The following is a 21,088-nucleotide window of genomic DNA, read 5'->3' as shown; positions in this document are numbered from 1 at the left end:
ACCTGCAACTATCTTAAACTCCCGGCCGGGTCCGGCGTCAACTCAAATCGAGGCGATTCTTGCCAAAAGCGATGTCAGGCGAAATGGCGGCCGGTCCGCGGGAAGAGAGCGCGCCGAAAAGGGCCGCACGACTGGACCTCTTCAAGTTCGTGCCGTTCCGGCTCAACCGACTGGCGGCGGAGGTCAGTTCCGCGCTCTCGGCCGAATACGCGGCCCGTTACGGGCTCGACATTCCGGAATGGCGTGTGCTGGCAACGCTCGGCTTCCGCCACGACGCCTGCAGCGCGCAATACATCGCCCACTGCACCCGTACCCACAAATCCACCATCAGCCGTGCCGTCACCTCGCTGATGAAGCGCGAGATTATCGAGCGCGTCGAGAACGCGGACGACCGCCGGGAATTCCGCCTGCAACTGACGCGCAAGGGCGAAGCGCTCTACGAGGAGCTGATCCCGCGCCTGTTGCGCAGGGAACAGGAGATTCTCTCCTGCCTGTCCGCGCAGGAGCGCAAGGATTTCGCGCGGCTGCTGGGAAAGATCGAAGACAGCCTCGACTTGGTGCAGACCAGCGAGGAGGCGGACGCGAAGGAAGCTTACTGACGGGATTGAGCGTTGCGCCGAGGTTCACTTCCCGGCTGTCACCACGATCTCCACGATATGCGGTGGCTCGAGTTCGACACCAAGGCAGGCGCGCATTGGCGGATTGTTGATGTCAACCCATTCATCCCAGGCACGGTTCATCTCGCCCTTGCGTTTGATGTCGGTGATGTAGACGATGGCCGAGAGAATCTTGCTCTTGTCCGTCCCGCACAGTGCGAGGCTTTCGTCGATTCGGGCGAGCGCCTTCACGCTCTGCTCATACATCGAGGGGCTGACGGGGTCCGGTGCGACTGCCACCGTGAAAACCAGATCGTCATGAGCGACGGCACGGCTACGGGTGGGCGTAAGCCCGGGAAAACGTTGAATCATGATTGTCTCCGTTTAGCGGCTGCCAATATGTTTCGCGATGACAGGAAAATAACTATTCCCCGAGCCGGCATCGATCGCTTCCTGTAGAATCGTGCCGACCAGCTCCGCGCCGCGGATTTTCAATCCCACATCGGCCGCCAGCTCAAGCGCATACGACAAATCCTTCAGCGCATATTCGGTCGAGAACGCGCGCTCCGGAAAATTGCCCGGCACGATCGCCTTCATGCCGTGATTGCGTAGGGCAAAACTGTCGGCCGAGCCCTTGGAAAGCGTATCGAGCAACAGCTTTGGATCGATACCGTTATGCTTCGCGATGGCGACCGCTTCGGCGAGCGCGTTGACGGTCTCGAACAGCACCATGTTGTTGAGAATTTTCGTCACCTGCCCCGCGCCGACGTCGCCGCAATGGGTGACATCAGTGGCGAAGCAGCGGATCACGGGCTCGATGCCGGCATACAGCGCTGGCGTCGCGCCCACCATCACGCTGAGCGTGCCGTCCTGCGCCGCCTGGCGCGTGCGTGCGATCGGCGCGTCCGCCCAGGACGCAGCCTTGGCCTGCAGCAGCTTGGCAAACTCACGGGTCTGGCCGACTGACGATGTACCGAGATCGACGACGACTTGACCGCTGCGGATGTTGTTCAGGATACCGTCGCCCTCGAACACCGCGCGCACATGTTTCGCGCTCGGCAGGCAGAGGAACAGCAAGTCGCTTTGCCTGACGACATCGGCGACGGAGGTCGCGGCCTCCGCACCCTCGGCCTGCAACCGCGCCAGCGGCTCCGGCGACAGATCGAACGCAAGCACGCGCCTGCCGCTCTTCTTCACGAGATTGCGGCAGATCGGCTCGCCCATCACGCCGAGACCGATGAAGCCGATCGTGTTGTACGCTGACATCACGACTATCCGCTATTTTGCGAACGAGCGTGATGGCGCCAGGTGCAGCGCGAACGCATCGACTTTGTCGCTGGCGCGCGGGTAAATCTCGCTCACGATCGGATCGTGGCCGGGAATGAAACGGTCGGGATGGCCGGCCAGCCGCTCGACAATCTCCCAGCCCTGCGCCATGTCGCCGACATTGTAGACAATCGGAAACGGGCTGCGCTTGTGCAGATTGGCGTAGTAATGCGCAGCGTCGGACGCCAGCACCACCGGTCCGCGCGCGGTTTCCACGCGCACCACCTGCAACCCATCGGAATGGCCGCCGACGCGATGCACGGTCACGCCGGGGGCGACATCGCCGTCGCCGGAATGAAAAGTGACGCGCTCGCCATAGACGTGGCGCACCATGGTGGTGACGTGCTCGACCGAAAACGGGTGCCGCAGCATGCCGTTGCACATGCAGCGCCCGGTCGCGTAGCTCATCTCGCGGTCCTGCAGATGAAACCGCGCGTTCGGGAAGCGATCGAGATTGCCGGCATGGTCGTAATGTAGATGGGTGACGACCACGTCACGAATCGTGTCGGCAGCGACGCCGAAATCCGCCAGCGCATCGACCGGATTGAGCGTGAGTTTGCGCGAACGCGCCTTGGCTTCCTCGGCGTTGAAGCCGGTGTCGACCAGAATGTCTCGGCCGCCCCCTCTAATCAGCCAGACGAAATAATCCAGATCCTGCGCCGTGGTTTCGTGCGGATCGGGGATCAGAAAATTCAAATGGGGAGTGCGCGGCGACATCGTCGCATAGCGCAGGGCGTAGATTTCGTAGGCGTTTCCCATCGGTGTCACTTTTCTTTTGTGCTGAACGTTTCTTTGCTGAACTTGGCCGATGCCGGCAGCAAGCCATCGTCACCTGCAAAGGTCAAACGCGGTGCGCGAATGACGACCGCGTGGCATTGCAGAGCACTATGTGAGAGGGGTCACACTACTAGCGATGGTTGTCACGCGCGCCAACCGGCCGCGCGAATGCGCGCTCGTTGACAGGCTCAGCGGCTGACCCAGAGCAACCGTGAAAGAGGCGATAGGCCGTGGCGTACTAGCTATCCTACTTTCGAGGTATGACGCTCACGCCGGGACTTGGTAGCGGGGCGTCAGTGCGAAAGGATTGCCGGCTCCTGATTGGGAACCGTTTGCACCGGCCAGATCGCGCGCCGCCATGACGGACGCAATTATTCCCTTCATCCACGCGGCGCGGTCGCGGTCAATTGTCGCAATTAGTGACGAGATCGCAAGCGGTTGACGGGCTGAGCGTGCGGTTTGATAATGCCGATAGCGTAGAGTATGGTCGCCGCGGCGCAAGCTGGTATCGGCGCCATTATGGCTGGATCGCCGTCAATATGAAAAGCCGCCTTGTATTGCTTCTTTCCCTGATTTTTGCGGTGGCGTCAGTCGCCCCGTCGCTCGCAGCCGGTGAACGTTATGCGCTGGTGATCGGCAACGCGAAATATCCGGACGCCGAGGCGCCCCTGAAGGAGCCGATCAATGATGCGCGCGACATCGCCGAAGAGCTCAAGCGCGACGGCTTCAATGTCGATATCGGCGAGAACCTGACTGGCGAGCAGATGCGCCGCGCCTTCGAGCGGCTGTACGGCAAGATCAAGCCGGGGTCGGTCGCGCTGTTATTCTTCTCCGGCTTTGGCGTGCAGTCGAGCCGCCAGAGCTACATGATCCCCGTCGATGCGCAGATCTGGACCGAGGCCGACGTTCGCCGCGACGGTTTCAGCCTCGAAACCGTGTTGGGGGAGATCAACAGCCGCGGCGCCGGCGTCAAGATCGCGCTGATCGACGCCTCCAGACGCAATCCGTTCGAGCGCCGGTTCCGCAGCTTTTCCGCCGGCCTCGCACCGGTGATCGCGCCGAACGGCACGCTGGTGATGTATTCGGCCGCGCTTTCGTCGGTCGTTTCCGACAATGGCAGCGACCGCAGCCTGTTCGTGAAAGAGCTGCTGAAGGAAATCCGCACCCCCGATTTGATGGCGGAGGAAACGCTGAACCGCACCCGCGTCGGCGTCACCCGCGCCTCGCGCCAGGAGCAGGTGCCGTGGATCTCGTCGTCGCTGGCGGAGGATTTCTCCTTTATTCCCAGTGGCGGTCCGCGGCCGGCGAGCCCGTCGCCAGCGAGCCCGCCGCCGGCTCCGGTTGCTGCAGCGCCAACTACCCCTGCGCCTGCCCCCGCTCCTCCCCCTGCTCCCGCCCCTGCCGCGCCCCAGGTGGCCGCGCCTGCTCCGGCGCCGCCAAAGCCGGTTGAAGCCGCGATTCCTCCGCCTCCGCCGCCGGCCAAGCCGTCAGAGAGCCCCAGCCCGACTGCGGTTGCACTGGCCGACGACCCGACCATCAAGAACCTGACCACCAGGCTCAACGACAATCCGGACGACGCCGCCGCGCTGTACCGGCGCGGACAGGTCTATGCGAGCAAGGGCGCCTACGAGCTCGCCATCAAGGACTTCAACAATTCGCTGCGGCTGAATCCGAAAGATGTGGAAGCTTACAATAACCGCTGCTGGGCACGCACGGTGATCGGGGACCTGCAGGCAGCACTGAAGGATTGCAACGAGGCGTTGCGGCTACGGCCGAATTTCGTCGACGCGCTCGATAGCCGCGGCCTCGTCAACCTGAAAAGCGGCCAGAACAAGAATGCAATTGCTGATTTCGATGCCGCCCTCAAGATCAACCCGAGATTGACGTCGTCGCTGTACGGCCGCGGTCTTGCCAAGAAGCGCAACGGCTCGATTTCGGAAGGCGATCTCGATATTAACAATGCGAAGGCGATGGACCCCAATATCGTCAAGGAATTCGCCGATTACGGGGTGCAGTAACGATTTTTTAGGTAGAAGGCTGGCGGCGCCTCGAACCCTGCGGCGGGCGCCCAGACTAAAGAAAAGCAGCCGGCCGCAAGCCAAGGTCCGGCAGCTCATTTGGATGACCTTGGAAACGCGTGGGGAAGCCCGCAGGAGGGGACTGGCAATGGCAAATTTCTCAGCAACGAAAACCCTTACCGCAATCATCTCGGTTGCGGCGCTCGGCGCAGCAATCGGCTTAAGTGCCGGAACTGCCCTCGCGCAGGAGAGGAACGTTACCGAAGATCAGATCGTCCGCGCTCTGGCGCCGGAGAAGAAGCCGCTCACCCGCGGCCTTTCGGTCGGCCCGCAACAGACCGTCGATCCGACCGCGGCCGCTGCCGAAAGCAAGTTCGTCCAGAAGATCCGCGGCCGCTCCACGCGCTCGCTCTCGACCGCCGAGCGCGAAGAAATCGCGGCCATCGTCAAGGACAAGCCGAAGATCGATCTGGAGATCAATTTCGACTATAACTCGGCCGACATCAGCGCGAAGTCGCTGCCGTCGGTTCAGGCGCTCGGCCGCGCGCTCACCAACAATGATCTGAAGGGCTCGACTTTCGTGGTCGCGGGCCACACCGACGCGGCCGGCGGCGAAGCCTACAACCAGGATCTGTCCGAGCGCCGCGCCGACGCGATCAAGCGCTATCTCGTCGACAAATACGGCATCAACGGCACCGATCTCGTCACCGTCGGATACGGCAAGAGCAAGCTCAAGGATCCGAGCCAGCCGATGGCGGAAGTGAACCGCCGCGTTCAGGTCGTCAACATGGAAAACAAGGCCACGGCGAACGCATCCAAGTAAGGGCGTGGCGCCGAGCAATAGTTTCCGGCTACAATACGTCCCGCAGCACAAGTGCGGGACGTATTCGTTTTGGGCGCCATGGCTGGTCTTCGGCCGGCCAGATGCTCCCTTTTTGATTTGACTTCCAGTCTGGATTGATCCGGCGATGAAATTCTCCGAATATCTCAAACCTGCGCTCGGAGTTGGCTTCGTTGCTGCTCTCGCCATTGGCTATTACTGGTTCGAGCACCGTCCGCGCGCGGAAGAAAAAGAAACGCCGGGCCAGGCGCTGGTGATCGTGACCAAATCCACCAATGCCTGCTTTTCCGATATGGTGCGCGTCACCGGCTTCATCGTGCCGCGCCGCGAGGCCCAGATCGGCGTCGATCAGGAAGGCTCCAGGGTCACCGATCTGTTCGTCAAGGAAGGCGATACGGTCACCGAAAATCAGGAGATGGCGCGCCTCACCCCGCCGCCGCAAGTACCGGGCGCTCCGGGAGGCCGGCCCGGACCGATATCGCTTCGCGCCCCCGCCGCCGGCCTCGTCACCGAAGTCAGGACTGCAGTCGGCGCGCCGGCTTCGCCGCAGGCCGGCCCGATGTTCCGCATTTCCGTGAACAATGAAATCGAGCTCGAAGCCGAAGTGCCGAGCGTTCACCTGCTCAAGCTCAATCCGGGTGCCACGGTGCGCATCAGTCGTGACGATGCGCCCGACGTCGTCGGCAAGGTCCGCCAGATCTCGCCACAGATCGACCGCAACACCCAGCTCGGCAAGGTCCGGATCTCGCTGAACAATAATCCGTCGCTGAAAGTCGGCATGTTTGCCCGCGCCAATATCGACGCCAAGCGCTCCTGCGGCGTCGCCGTCCCGCGCACCGCCATCGACCGCCTGACCCTGCAGGTGGTCAAGGGCAATACCATCGAAACACGAAAAGTACGGGTCGGCCTGACCTCCGAAACCTCCACTGAAATTCTTGAAGGCCTCGACGTCGGCGAAATCGTCGTGGCCGACGCTGGCACCTCGCTACATGACGGCGACCAGGTCAAGACCATGTTCGCCGACGAACTCGAGCGCACGCGGGCACGCTAATGGCTTTGAACATCTCGGCTTGGTCGATCCGGAACCCGCTTCCTTCGATCGTCTTTTCAATCATTCTCCTGGTGCTGGGCTGGGTCAGCTTCACCAAGCTCGCGGTGACGCGGTTACCGAGCGCCGACATCCCAGTGATCTCGGTCGCGGTCGCGCAATTCGGCGCCGCTCCCGCTGAATTGGAAGCGCAGGTCACCAAAACCATCGAGGACGGCGTATCCGGCGTCGAGGGCGTGCGGCATATTTCGTCCTCAATCACCGATGGCCTGTCGGTGACGACGATCCAGTTCGCGCTCGAGACCAACACCGATCGCGCGCTCAACGACGTCAAGGATGCCGTCACCCGTGTACGCTCCAACCTGCCGCAGAACGTCAACGAGCCGCTGATCCAGCGCGTCGACGTGATCGGCCTGCCGATCGTCACCTATGCCGCGATCTCGCCGGGCAAGACGCCGGAGCAGCTTTCCTATTTCGTCGACGACGTCGTCAAGCGCGCGCTGCAGGGCGTCCGCGGCGTGGCGCAAGTCGAGCGCATCGGCGGTGTCGAGCGCGAAATTCTCGTTTCACTCGATCCCGATAGGCTGCAGGCGGCGGGGCTCACCGCGGTCAATGTCAGCCAGATCCTTCGCGGCACCAATGTCGACCTCGCCGGCGGCCGCGCCGAAATCGGCAAGAACGACCAGGCGATCCGCACGCTGGCGGGCGCCAAGACGCTGAACGATCTCGCCGGCACGATGATCCCGCTGTTCGGCGGCGGCGAAGTCCGGCTCGACGACCTCGGCACCGTCACCGACACCATTGCCGATCGCCGGACCTTTGCCCGCTTCAACGGCGAACCGGTGGTGGCGCTCGGCATCAAGCGCTCCAAGGGCGCCAGCGACGTGGTGGTGGCCGAGGCCGTGCAGAAGCGCATCGATGCGCTGAAGGTCGCCCATCCCGACGTCGACCTGAAATTGATCGACACCTCGGTCAACTTCACCAAGGGCAATTACGATGCGGCAATCTCGACCTTGTTCGAGGGCGCGATCCTCGCTGTCATCGTCGTGCTGCTGTTCCTGCGCGATATCAGAGCCACCATCATCGCCGCGATTTCGCTGCCGCTGTCGATCTTCCCGGCGTTTTGGGCGATGGACCTGCTCGGCTTCTCGCTGAATCTGGTCTCCTTCCTCGCCATCACGCTATCGACGGGTATTCTGGTCGACGATGCCATCGTCGAGATCGAGAACATCGTGCGCCATATGCGGATGGGCAAGTCGCCCTATCGTGCCGCGCTGGAGGCCGCCGACGAAATCGGCCTCGCCGTGATCGCGATCTCGCTGACCATCATCGCGATCTTTGCGCCCGCCAGCTTCATGTCCGGTATCGCCGGGCAGTTCTTCAAGCAGTTCGGCATCACCGTGTCGGTGCAGGTATTCTTCTCGCTGCTCGCCGCGCGCTTCGTCACGCCGGTGCTCGCCGCCTACTTCCTCAAGGACCACCCGCATGAGGATCCGCCGCCCGGGCGCATCCTGCAGACCTACACCAAACTCGTGACTTGGTCGGTGCGGCACTACTTCATCACGGTTTTGATCGGCTTCGGCGTCTTCGCCGCTTCGATCTGGAGCATCACGCTGTTGCCGCAGGGCTTCCTGCCCGCGCAGGACACCGCGCGCTCGCTGCTGGCGATGGAGCTGCCGCCGGGTTCGCAGCTTGCATATACCGAGAAGGTGACGGAAGAAATCGTCGCCCGTCTGCGCAAGCGTCCGGAGGTGAAGAGCATCTTCGTCGATGGCGGCCGGGTGCCGCCGGGGACGCAGGAAGTCCGGCGCGCCGCGCTGATCATCAACTACACGCCGAAGGCCGATCGCAAGATTACGCAGCGGCAGCTCGAACTCGAGATCGGCCAGGAGCTGGAAAACGTTCCCGATATCCGTTTCTGGTTCCTCGACGAAAACGGCCTGCGCGCGATTTCTCTTGTTGTGACCGGCACCGACAGCAACATTGTCAACAACGTCGCCAGCGAGCTGGCGACGCAGATGAAGCGGATCCCGATCATCGCCAACGTGATCTCGGAAACTGCGCTCGATCGCCCCGAGCTTCGCATCCGGCCTCGCGCCGAACTGGCGGCACGTCTTGGCGTCTCGACGGAGAGCCTGTCGCAGACGATTCGTGTCGCCACTATTGGCGACGTCGGTCCGGCATTGGCAAAATTCGACGCCGGCGACCGTCAGGTGCCGATCCGGGTCCAGCTCGAGGACAGTGCGCGCAGCGACCTGCAGATGCTGCAGCAATTGCGGGTGCCGCTCGGCCAGCGCGGCGAACGCGGCGGCGTGCCGCTGTCTGTCGTCGCCGACATCCAGCTCGATCAGGGTCCGACCAGCATCAACCGCTATGACCGCGAACGACAAGCGACCGTCGCAGCCGACCTCGTCGGCACTGCGGCGCTCGGCGACGCCACTAAGTTGATCTACGATCTTCCGGTCATGAAGAGCCTGCCGAAGGGCGTCAAGGTAAGTCCGTCGGGCGACGCCGAAAGCCTCAACGAATTGTCGGAAGGCTTTGCCACCGCCATCACTGCCGGCCTGATGATGGTCTACGCGGTGCTGGTGCTGTTGTTCGGCACCTTCCTGCAACCGATCACCATCCTGTTCTCGCTGCCGCTCTCGATCGGTGGCGCGATCGCGGCATTGCTGCTGACCGGCAAGCAGCTCACCACGCCGGTGTGGATCGGCATCCTGATGCTGATGGGCATCGTCACCAAGAACGCCATCATGCTGGTCGAATTCGCGACTACGGCGATCCGGGAGGGCAAGAAGCGCGAAGACGCCATGATCGACGCCGGCATGAAGCGCGCGCGCCCGATCGTGATGACGACGATTGCGATGGCGGCGGGCATGATGCCGTCAGCGCTGGCGTTCGGCGCCGGCGGTGAATTCCGCTCGCCGATGGCACTCGCCGTGATCGGCGGCCTGATCTTCTCCACTATCCTGTCGCTGGTGTTCGTGCCCGCGATGTTCATGGTGATGGACGATTTCGGCGCGCTGTGCTGGCGCCTCGGCAAGAAACTGATCGTCTCCAGCGCCGAGACGGAGGATGCCGGCCACGGACCGGACCATCACAAGGAGCCGCCCGCAAAGGGCCCGCCGGCGATGTCGCCTGCGGCGAAGTAAGGGACGACCTGCGCTTCAAGCGATATGGGCTAGCTATCGTTCTTCCACGGTCTTCGGGATGTGTGCCGGATGTGCAGGATTTCTACAGCATCCCGCACGCGATAAGATATTTTGTAGGGATAACGAGCGACAAATATCACCCGGACGTCAGGATGGTCGGTCTGATAACCGCTCTGCGGATGCTCTTTTAGCTGTTCGACGGCGTAACGAATGCTGGCGGCTACATTTCACGCTCCGCCGGGAGACCGTTCCTTCAGATATTCGAATATTTGTTCACGATCGGAAAACGCCGTGGGCGTGTGGCGTAGTTTCATTCTTCGTGGCGCTTGTCGGATTCAGCAACGCGTTCCTCCGACAAGAACTGGCCATGATCGGCTTCAGCCAACCCCTTTTTGACCGCCATACGCTCTTGATCCGATATCGTGTAGATACCGGTCCGGCGCGCTTCGATTTGACGGGCGTATTCGGCGAGCTCCTGCTGGTCCTCCAAGGGCCAGGTCTTAGCATGCTCGATAACTTCCTCAAGTATCCTGTTCATGCGCCATCATACGACAGACAGCGATGTTTGGATGGAACCTACTCGTTCCTCGCCACCGCGGTCAGCTTGGTCATGTTCTGCAGCAATATCCGTCCGCGCTGCAGGTCCAAGATGCCGTCCTTGCGCCAGAGCTGCAGTTGCCGGTTGACGCTTTCGCGGGCGGCGCCGACGAAGACGCCGAGCTGCTCCTGCGAAATGTGAACTTCGGAACCGAAATCGGAAGCGAGCGCACAGAGCCTCCGCGCCAGCCGGACCGGTAGCGGCTGCAGCACGGATTCTTCCATCCGTTCGCTCTGCCAGCGGATGCGCTGGCACAAGAGCATGATGATCTTGATTGCGACCTTGGGCTCGCGCTCCAGGAAGGCGAGGAAATCCTCGCGCCGCAGCACGAACAGTTCCGACGGCTCGCCGGCGGTAGCGTCTGCGGTGCGGCTCTGGCCGTCGAGCACGGCGACTTCGCCGAAGAGATCGCCGGGCCCCATGAAATTCAGCGTCAGGCGACTGCCGTCGGAGGCGCCGGTTTCAATCCGGATCTGGCCGCGGCGGACGCCGTACAGGGCGTCGCCGGGATCGCCTTTCTGGAACAACATTTCGCCGATGCCGAGCTGCTGGGTATGGCAAAGGCCGGAGATCCGCTGCAATTCGTCGGCGCCCAAATCCGCAAACATCGGGTTCATTTTCAAAATGACCGCAAATTCGGCCTGTTTGGTCATTGTATTGCCTTCCAGATCGGCTCCACCGCCCCCGAACGCCGTTAGCAGGATTCCCCTGCCGGCAAGTGTGTCATAAGTCACATAACTTTGCAGTACCCCCGGAATATTTTTGGCTGCTTTGGGCGCTATCCCTTTCCGGGATAAGCTCGCCCGACCGGTTGCGACGGCGTGTCGAGCCCCCGAAATAAGAGCCGTTTGCGCGGTTTGGAATGTCGATATGAGAGCACTGAAAATTGCCGGCGCCACCATTGCCGCCGTGATCGTCGTCATCGCGCTGCTGCTGGTGATCGGCATCCCCTCGGGCTTCCTGAAGGCTGAGATCCAGGAGCGGATCGAGCGCGAGACCGGCTACAAGCTCGCCATCAATGGCGGCGTCAAGATCGGCCTGTGGCCACAGCTCAACGTTCGGCTGAACGACGTCACGCTCCAGGATCCCAGGGATCGCGACATCAACCATCGTTTCACCGCCTCGAGCGTCGAGGCGGACGTGACGCTGGCGAGCCTGTGGGCCGGCCGGCCGCAGATCACCGACCTCGTTATCATCCGCCCGGTTGTGAACCTGCCGCTGAAGCGCGAGCGCGTGAGGGAAGCCAATCCTCCCTCGAAGCCCGCTGGCGGCAAGACGGCGGACGCCTTTTCGATCGAGCATATCAGCGTCACCGGCGGCACCATCGTGTTCTCCAATCTGCGCGACCGGGTCGAGAACAGGATCGAGACCGTCAACGCCGACATCACCATTGACGCTGACCGCAAGGTCACGCTGACCGGCAGTGCGCGCAGCGGCGGCCATCCGCTGAAAGTCGAGGCCAAGGCGGCGCTGCCCGCAGCCCCAGTCGAGCGGCAGAATATTCCGGCCGAGATCAAGATCGACGCGCCCGGCCTGTTGCACGCGCAGCTCACGGCGAAGGCCGAAGCCCGGCTCAACGGCTCGGTCGTGATGATCAACGGCGTTACCGGCGCGCTCGGCGACGGCGCGTTCAACGGCTGGGCCTCGGTCGATCTGTCGAGCAAGCCGCTCGTGAAGCTCGACCTCGATTTCCAGAAGCTCACGGTCGCGATGTCGCGCAGCACCGATTCTTCCCCGGCGCAGCCCTGGAGCAACGCGACGATCGACGTCAACGGCCTCAATTATGTCGATCTGCAGGCGCGCATTTCCGCCGCCGAACTCAAGATCGGCGACGCGCGCTTCACCCCTGCCGCGATCGACGCCACGCTCACAAGCGGCGTTCTGAAGGCGCAGGTTTCCAATATCGGCGCCTATGACGGCAACGCCAATGGCGACCTGACCGTCGACGTCTCCACTGCCAATCCCACTTACGCGATGCGCGCCGATCTCACCAGCGTGCGCGCGCTGCCGCTGCTGGACGGCCTTGCCGATTTCGACAGGCTCGATGGCAAGATGCAGGCGAAGATCAGCGTGCGCTCCTCCGGCACCAGCCAGCGCGCGATCATGTCGAACATGGCGGGCACCGCCTTCGTCGTGTTCCAGGACGGCGCCATCAAGGGACTCAACGTCGCCCAAATGATCCGCTCGCTGACGGCGAGCACACTGTCGGGGTGGCAGGAGAGCGATGAGAAGGCGACCGACCTCAGCCAGCTTTCGGCATCGTTCAAGATCGACAAGGGGCAGGCGCAGACCACGGACCTCAACCTCGTCGGCCCGCTGGTGAAGATGACCGGCGTCGGCACCATCGATCTCGGCACCAAGCAGATCGGCTTCCGTGTCGAGCCGAAACTCGTGATGACCACCGAAGGCCAGGGCCGCGTCAGCGATCCGGTCGGGCTGGGCATTCCCGTGATGATCGAGGGCCCGTGGGGGAGCCCACGGATTTATCCGGAGATGCAGGGCATCCTCGACAATCCCGACGCCGCCTATGCCAAGCTGAAGGAAATGGGCAAGGGCCTGTTCGGCGCGAACGGCGCCGGGCTTGGCGCTGCGATCGGCAACCTGCTCGGCGGCGGACAACAGGGTGCGGCCGATGGACAAGGTGTCGCGCCCGGCACCGGCCAGGCTGGCGGCCGGCCGAACGATCCGCTCGGCGGCCAGCTTGGCGAGACCATCGGCAATCTCATTCAGGGCTTGGGTGGATTGGGCCAGAATCAGCCCCCAGGCGGCACGCGTCCGGGCGGTCAACGGAGCCTGACGCCGACCTCGCCCGCCGAGGCGCCGACGCAAGCTGTGCCGGCCGAGCCCGCGCCTCCAGCGGCGCCGAGCGATACGACCGTGCAGCAGGACAGCCAGCCGATGAACGAGGTGCTGCGGCAGCTGTTCAATCGGTGAGGCGGCGAAGCTTCCTCTCCTCGTTCTTCACGGGAGAGGGTTGGGGTAAGTCTCTCCGCGAGTCCTCATGTGGAGATAGCCCTCACCCGGCGCTTCGCGCCGACCTCTCCCCGCGAAGAGCGGGGCGAGGTTGGGCACGCCCGGTCGCGACGACGAATCCCTCCGTTTCCTGCCTAAAATCGGGGCTAACCATGCTGGCGGACGGCCCGCCGGCCCTCTGAATCCGTGCTAAACAGGCTCTCATCCGGGGCGCCAATTGCGGCCGGCCCCGCGGCAAGCGACGAACGGATGCGCAGGCTTAAGGCATGGCGCACGAGGGTCCGGATGAGCGAGGGCAACGACAGAGTCAGGTTTCTGCGCGAGGGGCTGTTCGCCAAATACGTCGTCGCGCTGGTCGGGCTCGTCGTGTTCGTGCTGGCCGTCAACGGCGCGATGGAAATCTGGATCACCTATCGCGGCATCAAGAGCTCGCTCCACGACGGCATGTCTGATAAGGCGGAGGCAACCGCCAAGCGGATCGCGCAATCGGTCTCCGAGCTGGAGCGGCAGATCTCCTGGGTGACGCGCGCCTCCTCCAACACGCTGGATCTGCGTCGCGCCGACTACACCCAATTGCTGCGGCAGGTGCCGCAGGTCAGCCAGCTCTCGCTGCTGAACAGCAATGGCCGCGAACAGCTCCGCCTGACGCGACAGACCGTCACGCTCGGCAGCAATGCCGATTTCTCCCGCGACGTCCGCTTTACCGAAACCGTCTCGCGTGGCACCAGCTTTGCGCCGGCCTATCTGCGCGACCAGCAGCCGTTCATGTCGATCGCGCTGTCGCATGCCGACGGCAGCATCACGGTGGCCGAAGTCGACCTCGATTTTCTCTCGGAGTTTTTGATCGACGCCCAGGTCGGCAAGGTGGCGTATGCCTATGTCACCGATTCCAAAGGCGACGTGCTGGCGACTTCCTCCAACGGACCCGAGGTCGGCAAGAATCTGTCGGCGCTGCCGCAGGTCTTAGCCGTCAGCAAGCCCGGCGGCGTCGCGCCGGCGTCGGGCACCGATGCCAATGGCGATGCCGTGCTGACGACCTCGAGCCTGGTGCCGAAACTCGGCTGGCGCGTGTTCTTCGAACAGCCGACGGCGCAGGCGCTGACGCCGATCCGCGATCAACTGGTGCGGATCGCGCTTTTGATCGCGCTCGGCCTCGTTGTAGCGATCATCGCCGGCACCATCATGGCGCGGCGCCTGCTGGTGCCGATCACGGCGCTGCAGGCCGGCGCGCGGCGGCTCGGCGCCGGCGATTTCGGCCACCGCATCGAGGTGAAGACCTCGGACGAATTGGAGGAGCTCGCCAACCAGTTCAACGGCATGGCCGGGCAACTCGCCGAGACCTATTCGAACCTCGAAGCCAAGGTGAACGAGCGGACGCGGGATCTGGCGCAATCGATCAACGAGCTCAAGGTGCTCGAGGAGGTCGGCCGCGCGGTCGCGTCCTCGCTCGACCTCAACGCGGTGCTGCCGACGGTCGCCGCGCGCGCGCTCGAGATAACGCACGCCGACGCGGTGCTGATCTACGGCTATGACGCCGGCAATCACCAGTTTAGCCTGACCGAGGCCATCGGCATCGACAAGGCTGCCGAAGGCCGCCATCGCGCCATCGACGCCGACCATTCGCCGCTCGGCGAGGCTGCGACCAGCGGCGAGCCAATCGCGATCCCACAGCTCAGCGCGATGCCCGAACATGCCCTGCGCGATGTCGCTGTTGAGGCCGGCTTCCACTCGGTGCTGGTGGTGCCCCTGGTCGACCAGACCGGCATTTTGGGATCGCTGGTGGTGCTGCGGCGGAACGAGGGTGAATTCTCCGCCAACCTGATCGGCCTGATGAAGACCTTTGCGCACCAGGCGGTGCTGGCGATGCGCAATGCGCGGCTGTTTTCCGAAGTGGACCACAAAAGCCGCGAGCTGCTCGCCGCCAACGACATCGTGCGCGAACAGGCGAGTAAGCTCCAAGAGCAGACGGACCAGCTCCGCGACTGGAATCGCTCGCTGGAGGAGCGGGTCGAGACGCAGCTCGGCGAGATCGAGCGTATCCGGCGGCTGGAGCGTTTTCTGGCGCCGCAGGTGGCGCAGCTCATCGCCTCCTCCGACGGTCATGAGGGCCTGCTCGACAGCCATCGCCGCGAAGTGACGGTGGTGTTCTGCGATTTGCGCGGCTTCACCGCGTTCACCGAGACCACCGAGCCGGAAGAGGCGATGAACGTGCTGCGCGAATATCACGCAGCCCTCGGCGAACTGATCTTCAAATATGAGGGCACGCTCGACCGCTATGCCGGCGACGGCGTGATGATCCTGTTCAACGCGCCGATCCAGTTCGAGGACCATACCGCGCGCGCCGTTCGCATGGCTATCGAGATGCGCGACACCATCGGCGCCCTGACCGAGAAGTGGCGCAACCGCGGCCACAATCTCGGCTTCGGCATCGGCATCGCGCTCGGCTACGCCACGCTCGGCCAGATCGGTTTTGAGCAGCGCCTGGAATACGCTGCGATCGGCAGCGTCACCAACCTTGCTTCGCGCCTCTGCGACGAAGCCAAGGCCAACCAGATCGTGGTGTCCAGGCGCGTCTACGGCATGGTCGAGCCATGGGTCGAAGGCCGGCCGATCGACGATTTGAATTTGAAGGGCTTCAACCACCCGATCCTGGCCGCGGAGATCACCGCCTGGCGCGAGTCGGTGGATAATGTCGTCGATGCAGCCGCGGCGCGACGGAAGAAGATGTCGTAAGCGATTTGTAGGGTGGGCAACCTTCTCCGCTGTCGGCGCCCGGCTTGACCGGGCGATCCAGTATTCCAGAGGCGCCTGTGCTTGAACCGAGAAGCCGCGGCGTACTGGATGCCCCGCCTTCGCGGGGCATGACGAGTTAGACGCACCAAAACTTCCCGCAGCGCCGCTGCGCCCGAGGACGGATTGGCGACTTATCGAGGCCCGGTTGGGCTCGACAAATCTCCAGCAGCTTGACACCAGCCACGGGTGCCAGGACCACACGCCTCTGAGAAACTTGCTCGGCTCCGCACGCACCTCGTTGCTGCAGCAGCGGCAAGCGACAACGACGCATCCGCCTGTCAGTGCCAACCGGGCTGCTGCATTCGCGCGCGGGTCTGCGCCAATTCTTCGAGATTGCTGTCGATCTGCGTGCGGTACATGCCGAGATCCTCGAGATGGCGATCGTCGAGCTTGCGCAGAGCCTCACGCATGGCGTGCCGTTCGTGGCGCGCAATGACCGCTGCGAGGAAGCGGTTGACGAGACGGCGCAGGCGCGCCAGCCAAACCGCAGTGCGCCAGGCAAATGGCCTGGTGGCGGAGGTCGGAATGGTGATCAGCATGGTCATGGCTATTTTCTTTCAAATAGTAGCCGGAACCCGGTGAGCTTGCCGGGGCATCCTTTCTATCGAAGGCCTGCTGCCAGCATGGTGTCAGCAGGCTTCGGTACGTACGCCTGAAGGCGCGACGAGCACCGGACCCGGCTCGATCAAGGATCCAAAATGAGGAAACGATGAACCGTACCGCGGGCAGGGCCGGCCCGCCGGCGATGCCAGACGAAGCTCGTCAGGCTACCTTTCGTCCGGCCGCGAGATCCTTGACGGCTTCGGTGGTCAGCGGCTGACCGCCGACGCCCCAATCGCCGCTCGCGACTTCGGAAATCTTGACCCAGGTAACGCCGCGCATGTTCTCGCCTTCGATCGACACCATGGCGTCCGTGAGCTTCCTGATCATCTGGTTCTTCTGTTCGGAATTGAACACGTTCTCGATGACGTGAACCTCTATCAATGGCATGCAATTCTCCTTGATGCTTGCCCCGCGGCAGCGAGGCAGCGTCAACATGCCTGTGACAGTCGGACAAGACTTTCAGACGGCTGTGATTTGTCGTCCAGACTCTCTTGAGATATCGCCGCGGAGCTATTGCAGATCTCAATTATCGCAAGCCCGCGCGCTGAAACCCTTCCAGGTAATGCGCCTTGTCCGCCTCGTGCTCGAAGGGGAGTCCGCTGGCCAGCCAGGCGAGCGAGATGTTGGGCTGGGTGCGGCGGAGACCCTCGAGGGCGGTTTTGGCGGCGTCAGAGTCGCCGGCCATGCCGAGGGAGGCCGTCAGCACGCGGTGGGCGCCGACGAAGTCGGCGCGCTGCCGCAGCGCTTCGCGCGACAGGCGGATCGCCTCTGCGTAATTCTTGCCGACATACTGGCAATAGGCGGCGACGCCGCAATAGATCGCGGCAAAGGGATCGCGAGGTGAGAGTTTCAGCGCCTCGCGCGCCGCGCGATCGCCGTCTTCCCAGCGCCCGCGATAGGACAGCGCAACACCATAGATGCCACGCGCGGGCGAAAAATTCGGATTGAGCCGCAGCGCCAGCTCGAATTCGGCGATGCAATCATCGAAGCGCCGGTTGAACAGATAGACGCTGGCCAGCGCATAATGCGCCCACGCGTCCTCGCTGTCGGCACGGATCGCCGCCAGCGCCGCGCGCTCCGCTGTTGGTACGGCCATGGACATTTCCTGCCAGCCCATATGGGCGCCGAACGTATGGCAGGCAGCCAGCAGGCTGAGCGCCTGGCCGTAACCGGGATCGACACTGATCGCCTTTTCCAAGAGCGCCTGCGCGACCAGATTGTCCTGTCGCGTCACGCGCCAGTAATGCGATAGCGCCCGCATCACCAGATCCCATGCATCCATGTTGTCAGGCGTCTTGCGCCGGGCCCGGAAATCCTCGGCAGCGTAGAGTTGCGGCTCGATCGCCGCGACGACGGCTTGCGTGATTTCGTCCTGCACGGCGAACACGTCAGCGAGATTGCGGTCGTAGCGCTCCGCCCAGAGGTGACTGCCGCTCGCCACGTCGACGAGCTGGGCTGTGATGCGCACATGGTCGCCGTCCTTGCGCACGCTGCCTTCGACGACATAGCCGACGCCGAGCTCCTCGCCGATCTGTTGGTGATGGACGGATTTTCCCCGGTAGCTGAACGAGGAATTCCGCGCGATCACATAGAACCAGCGCAGCTTCGACAGCGCGGTGATGATGTCCTCGCTGATGCCTTCGGAAAAATATTCCTGCCCCGGCTCGCCAGAGAGATTGGCAAACGGCAGCACTGCAATTGCGGTGCGATCGAGCGCCGGGAGCCGCGAGTGCAGCGGTTCGCCGGTGAGATCGAGCGGCTGGGGCGCACCGGCACGCGCTTCGCGGCCGTTCGCGGCTTTCGGCTGCACGTCGCCGACGAAGCGAAAACCTTTTCGAGCGAGCGTGCGGATCATGATTTGATCCTTGCCGCTGTCGCCGACCGCCCTGCGCGCGGCGTTAATCCGGCTCGTCAGCGTGGATTCGGAGACGATGCGCCCGTCCCACACCTTCTCGATCAGATCGTCCTTGGTGACGACGTGGTCGCGATTTTCGATCAGGTGAACCAAGAGATCGAACACCTGCGGTTCGACTGGCACGCTCTCGCCGCCGCGGGTCAGCTCGCGAAGGTCGACGTCAAGCACATGGTTGGAAAAATGAAATTGCACGGCTTCATCCCGGTTAAATCATCATAAGTCCACCTCAGACCGGCAGGTAATTTCCGGTCACTTCGTCCCGTCACTTCGTCCCGCATGCGGTCTGAGGTAGACCGAACTTTCCGGCGGGAAAGTGTGTGAAATCTCACAGATTTAGAAATCTCACTGAAAAATCAGGGTGGCCTCAAGGCAAAATCAGTCCCGCATCACAGTCTTTAAGTCCTGACAGAGCCATGTTCGGTTCATCGCGGCCCCCTTCCGTGGCCGCATGATCCCAAAAGGAGCCCCGATGGCCGGACAGACAGCGACTGCAGCGACCCAGACTCAAGCCGAATCTGCCCAAGCCGAATCTGCCCAAGCCAATTCCGCCCCACCCGCCCCCGATCTTGCAGCCCTCAAGGCGCGTCAACAGGCCGCATGGTCATCAGGCAATTACGCCATTGTCGGCGCGACGCTGCAAATCGTCGGCGAAGAGCTCTGCGAGGCGCTTGATCTCAAGGCCGGCTCAAAGGTGCTCGACGTCGCCGCCGGCAATGGCATGGCGAGCCTCGCCGCGGCACGGCGGTGGTGCGACGTCACCTCGACCGACTACGTGCCGGCGTTGCTGGAACGCGGCCAGGCGCGCGCCGCGGCGGAAGGCATGCCAATCGAATTCAGGGAAGCCGACGCGGAAAACCTGCCGTTCGATGATAATAGTTTTGACACGGTGCTCTCCACCTTCGGCGTCATGTTCACGCCGAACCAGGACCGCGCGGCCGCCGAGCTGATGCGGGTCTGCAAGCCCAAGGGCCGGATCGGCCTGGCGAACTGGACGCCGGACGGTTTTATCGGACAGGTCTTCAGGACGCTCGGCAAATATCTGCCGCCGCCCGCTGGGGCCAAATCGCCGGCACTGTGGGGAACGCGCGCGCGACTGACCGAAATGTTCGACGCTCACGAGGGCTCGATCAGAGCGGAATCGCGCCTGTTCAAGTTTCGCTATCGCTCGCCGGCGCACTTCCTCGACGTGTTCAAGACGTATTACGGCCCGGTGCTGAAAGCGTTCGCAGCCCTCGAGCCGGCGAAACAGGAAGAGCTGCATAACGACCTGCATGCCCTGATCGTTCGCATGAACCGCTCCGGCGACGGCACGATGGTAGTGCCCAGCGAATATCTCGAAGTCATCATCACCAAGCAGTGAAGCCGAGCGTGATGACGCTTCTTCGAACCGTCATCCCGCTCTGACTCTTTGATTTGAGCATGATCTCCGCGCAAACGCGTTCCTCGTTTGTCGCGAGGGAAAACCGGTGTCCACTTTTTCGGATCATGCTCCTCCAACAATATCTCAGCGGAGCCATTGGCGTGGCTCCGCTGGTGGCGCCCCCACACAAAATCAGGATTATTTCGATGACCAATGTGATTGAAATCTCGCGCGCATATCGCGAAAAGGCTTGCGTCGTGGCGCTGCATTGCTCGCTGGGCTCAGGCCGCCAATGGACGACGCTCGCCGATGAATTCGGGCGCGAGCATCCGTTCTTCGCCCCTGACATCGCGGGCTACGGCACCAATAGCTGCTGCACAGCGGATCTGCCGCTGACCCTCGCGGAGGAAATTCGATGCCTGAGCGGCCAGCTCCACGACGCGGACGGCCCCATCCATCTCGTCGGTCATTCCTACGGCGGCGCGATTGCGTTCAAGATCGCGACCTGCTCCCCGTTCGCGCATCGCCTGCGCAGCCTGACGCTGATCGAGCCGGTGCTGCCGACACTGCTGTACGAGAGCGACGCGGACCGGCGGCTGCACGCGCGTTTCGCGCAGGTCGCCCGTGACGTTTCCGAGGATCTCTGGAATGGATCGGCGCTGGAAGCGATCGACATGTTCATCGAATTCTGGAACGGCTCCGGTCCGCAGGATCCGCTGCCGGCCGGCGCGCGCCTGCGCATGATCGAGCACGCCGACAAGCTTGCGTTCGATTTCACGGCGGCGTTCGCCGAAGCGAATGTCGCCACCGCGGCGGCCTCGCTTCGCGTCCCGACGCTGCTGTTTTCGGGAGGGCTGTCGCCCTACCTCACCCAACGCATCGTGCAGCGGCTCGGCGCGATCATGGACTGCGCCGAGATCCGGCATTTGCCGGCCGCCGGCCATATGCTCCCGCTGACGCACGCGTCATCAGTCAATCCCGCGATCGCGAGGCATATCGCCCGCGCGGACGAACTGGCCGGCGTTCCGCTGGCGCTCGAAACGGCGCCGGCGGAGGCCGCCAGCCGGGCGGAGGGGTGACATTCTTGG

18 protein-coding genes are annotated in these 21,088 nt (G+C 63.2%); 9 read left to right on the top strand and 9 right to left on the bottom strand.

Annotation, left to right across the window (positions count from 1 at the left end):
- Positions 1-71 precede the first annotated feature (71 nt).
- On the top strand, positions 72-599 hold the full coding sequence (locus tag RX328_RS02510) for a MarR family winged helix-turn-helix transcriptional regulator (RefSeq protein WP_410734098.1): 528 nt from the start codon (positions 72-74) through the stop codon (positions 597-599).
- A gap of 24 nt (positions 600-623) precedes the next feature.
- On the opposite strand, the gene RX328_RS02505 is transcribed toward RX328_RS02510, so the two are convergent.
- The 3 genes from RX328_RS02505 to RX328_RS02495 are packed head-to-tail and all read right to left on the bottom strand — an operon-like array spanning position 624 to position 2,681.
- Positions 624-968 (bottom strand): RidA family protein, encoded by a 345-nt coding sequence (locus RX328_RS02505; RefSeq protein WP_213252648.1) that lies wholly within the window; start codon positions 966-968, stop codon positions 624-626.
- 12 nt (positions 969-980) lie between these two features.
- Positions 981-1,862 (bottom strand): NAD(P)-dependent oxidoreductase, encoded by an 882-nt coding sequence (locus RX328_RS02500; protein WP_213252649.1) that lies wholly within the window; start codon positions 1,860-1,862, stop codon positions 981-983.
- 12 nt (positions 1,863-1,874) lie between these two features.
- Positions 1,875-2,681 carry an N-acyl homoserine lactonase family protein gene (locus RX328_RS02495; protein ID WP_213252650.1) on the bottom strand — a complete coding sequence of 269 codons (807 nt, stop codon included), beginning with the start codon at positions 2,679-2,681 and terminating at the stop codon, positions 1,875-1,877.
- A 557-nt stretch (positions 2,682-3,238) separates the two neighbouring features.
- On the opposite strand from RX328_RS02495, the gene RX328_RS02490 reads away from it, so the two are divergent.
- The 4 genes from RX328_RS02490 (at position 3,239) to RX328_RS02475 (ending at position 9,758) form a co-directional block, all read left to right on the top strand.
- Positions 3,239-4,717 carry a caspase family protein gene (locus tag RX328_RS02490; RefSeq protein WP_213252651.1) on the top strand — a complete coding sequence of 493 codons (1,479 nt, stop codon included), beginning with the start codon at positions 3,239-3,241 and terminating at the stop codon, positions 4,715-4,717.
- 148 nt (positions 4,718-4,865) lie between these two features.
- Positions 4,866-5,540, top strand: coding sequence for an OmpA family protein (locus RX328_RS02485; RefSeq protein ID WP_213252652.1), 675 nt, complete (start codon positions 4,866-4,868; stop codon positions 5,538-5,540).
- 145 nt (positions 5,541-5,685) lie between these two features.
- A complete protein-coding gene (locus RX328_RS02480) occupies positions 5,686-6,609 on the top strand; it encodes an efflux RND transporter periplasmic adaptor subunit (RefSeq protein ID WP_213252653.1) in 924 nt (307 codons plus the stop codon).
- Entirely contained in the window at positions 6,609-9,758 is a 3,150-nt protein-coding gene (locus tag RX328_RS02475; protein ID WP_213252654.1) for an efflux RND transporter permease subunit, read from the top strand. The genes RX328_RS02480 and RX328_RS02475 overlap by 1 nt, the downstream gene beginning before the upstream one ends.
- Before the next feature lie 29 nt (positions 9,759-9,787).
- Here the strand turns inward: RX328_RS02475 and RX328_RS43220 are convergent, their stop codons facing one another.
- The 3 genes from RX328_RS43220 to RX328_RS02465 form a co-directional block, all read right to left on the bottom strand.
- Positions 9,788-9,970 carry a type II toxin-antitoxin system RelE/ParE family toxin gene (locus RX328_RS43220; protein ID WP_213252734.1) on the bottom strand — a complete coding sequence of 61 codons (183 nt, stop codon included), beginning with the start codon at positions 9,968-9,970 and terminating at the stop codon, positions 9,788-9,790.
- 98 nt (positions 9,971-10,068) lie between these two features.
- Positions 10,069-10,296 carry a hypothetical protein gene (locus RX328_RS02470; protein WP_213252655.1) on the bottom strand — a complete coding sequence of 76 codons (228 nt, stop codon included), beginning with the start codon at positions 10,294-10,296 and terminating at the stop codon, positions 10,069-10,071.
- 38 nt (positions 10,297-10,334) lie between these two features.
- Positions 10,335-11,009: a Crp/Fnr family transcriptional regulator gene (locus RX328_RS02465; RefSeq protein WP_213252656.1), complete on the bottom strand. Its 675-nt coding sequence runs from the start codon at positions 11,007-11,009 to the stop codon at positions 10,335-10,337.
- A 217-nt stretch (positions 11,010-11,226) separates the two neighbouring features.
- On the opposite strand from RX328_RS02465, the gene RX328_RS02460 reads away from it, so the two are divergent.
- Together RX328_RS02460 and RX328_RS02455 are read left to right on the top strand one after the other, a co-directional pair.
- A complete protein-coding gene (locus tag RX328_RS02460; protein ID WP_213252657.1) occupies positions 11,227-13,290 on the top strand; it encodes an AsmA family protein in 2,064 nt (687 codons plus the stop codon).
- Between the two features lie 324 nt (positions 13,291-13,614).
- Positions 13,615-16,062 carry an adenylate/guanylate cyclase domain-containing protein gene (locus RX328_RS02455; protein WP_213252658.1) on the top strand — a complete coding sequence of 816 codons (2,448 nt, stop codon included), beginning with the start codon at positions 13,615-13,617 and terminating at the stop codon, positions 16,060-16,062.
- A 338-nt stretch (positions 16,063-16,400) separates the two neighbouring features.
- On the opposite strand, the gene RX328_RS02450 is transcribed toward RX328_RS02455, so the two are convergent.
- The 3 genes from RX328_RS02450 to RX328_RS02440 all read right to left on the bottom strand — a co-directional run bounded on the left by RX328_RS02450 (position 16,401) and on the right by RX328_RS02440 (position 18,832).
- A complete protein-coding gene (locus RX328_RS02450; protein WP_213252659.1) occupies positions 16,401-16,667 on the bottom strand; it encodes a DUF1127 domain-containing protein in 267 nt (88 codons plus the stop codon).
- 217 nt (positions 16,668-16,884) lie between these two features.
- Entirely contained in the window at positions 16,885-17,112 is a 228-nt protein-coding gene (locus RX328_RS02445; protein ID WP_213252660.1) for a tautomerase family protein, read from the bottom strand.
- Between the two features lie 139 nt (positions 17,113-17,251).
- A complete protein-coding gene (locus RX328_RS02440; RefSeq protein WP_213252661.1) occupies positions 17,252-18,832 on the bottom strand; it encodes a winged helix-turn-helix domain-containing tetratricopeptide repeat protein in 1,581 nt (526 codons plus the stop codon).
- 277 nt (positions 18,833-19,109) lie between these two features.
- Between RX328_RS02440 and RX328_RS02435 the strand changes: the two genes are divergently transcribed.
- Together RX328_RS02435 and RX328_RS02430 are read left to right on the top strand one after the other, a co-directional pair.
- Positions 19,110-20,000: a class I SAM-dependent methyltransferase gene (locus RX328_RS02435; protein WP_213252662.1), complete on the top strand. Its 891-nt coding sequence runs from the start codon at positions 19,110-19,112 to the stop codon at positions 19,998-20,000.
- Positions 20,001-20,206: 206 nt separating this feature from the next.
- Positions 20,207-21,079 (top strand): alpha/beta fold hydrolase, encoded by an 873-nt coding sequence (locus tag RX328_RS02430; RefSeq protein WP_213252663.1) that lies wholly within the window; start codon positions 20,207-20,209, stop codon positions 21,077-21,079.
- The last annotated feature ends 9 nt before the right edge of the window (positions 21,080-21,088 follow it).

This window comes from Bradyrhizobium sp. sBnM-33 (assembly GCF_032917945.1).
Taxonomy (GTDB): domain Bacteria; phylum Pseudomonadota; class Alphaproteobacteria; order Rhizobiales; family Xanthobacteraceae; genus Bradyrhizobium.
Note: the sequence above shows the minus strand (reverse complement) of the source record. Positions and strands in the feature narration are given on the sequence as shown.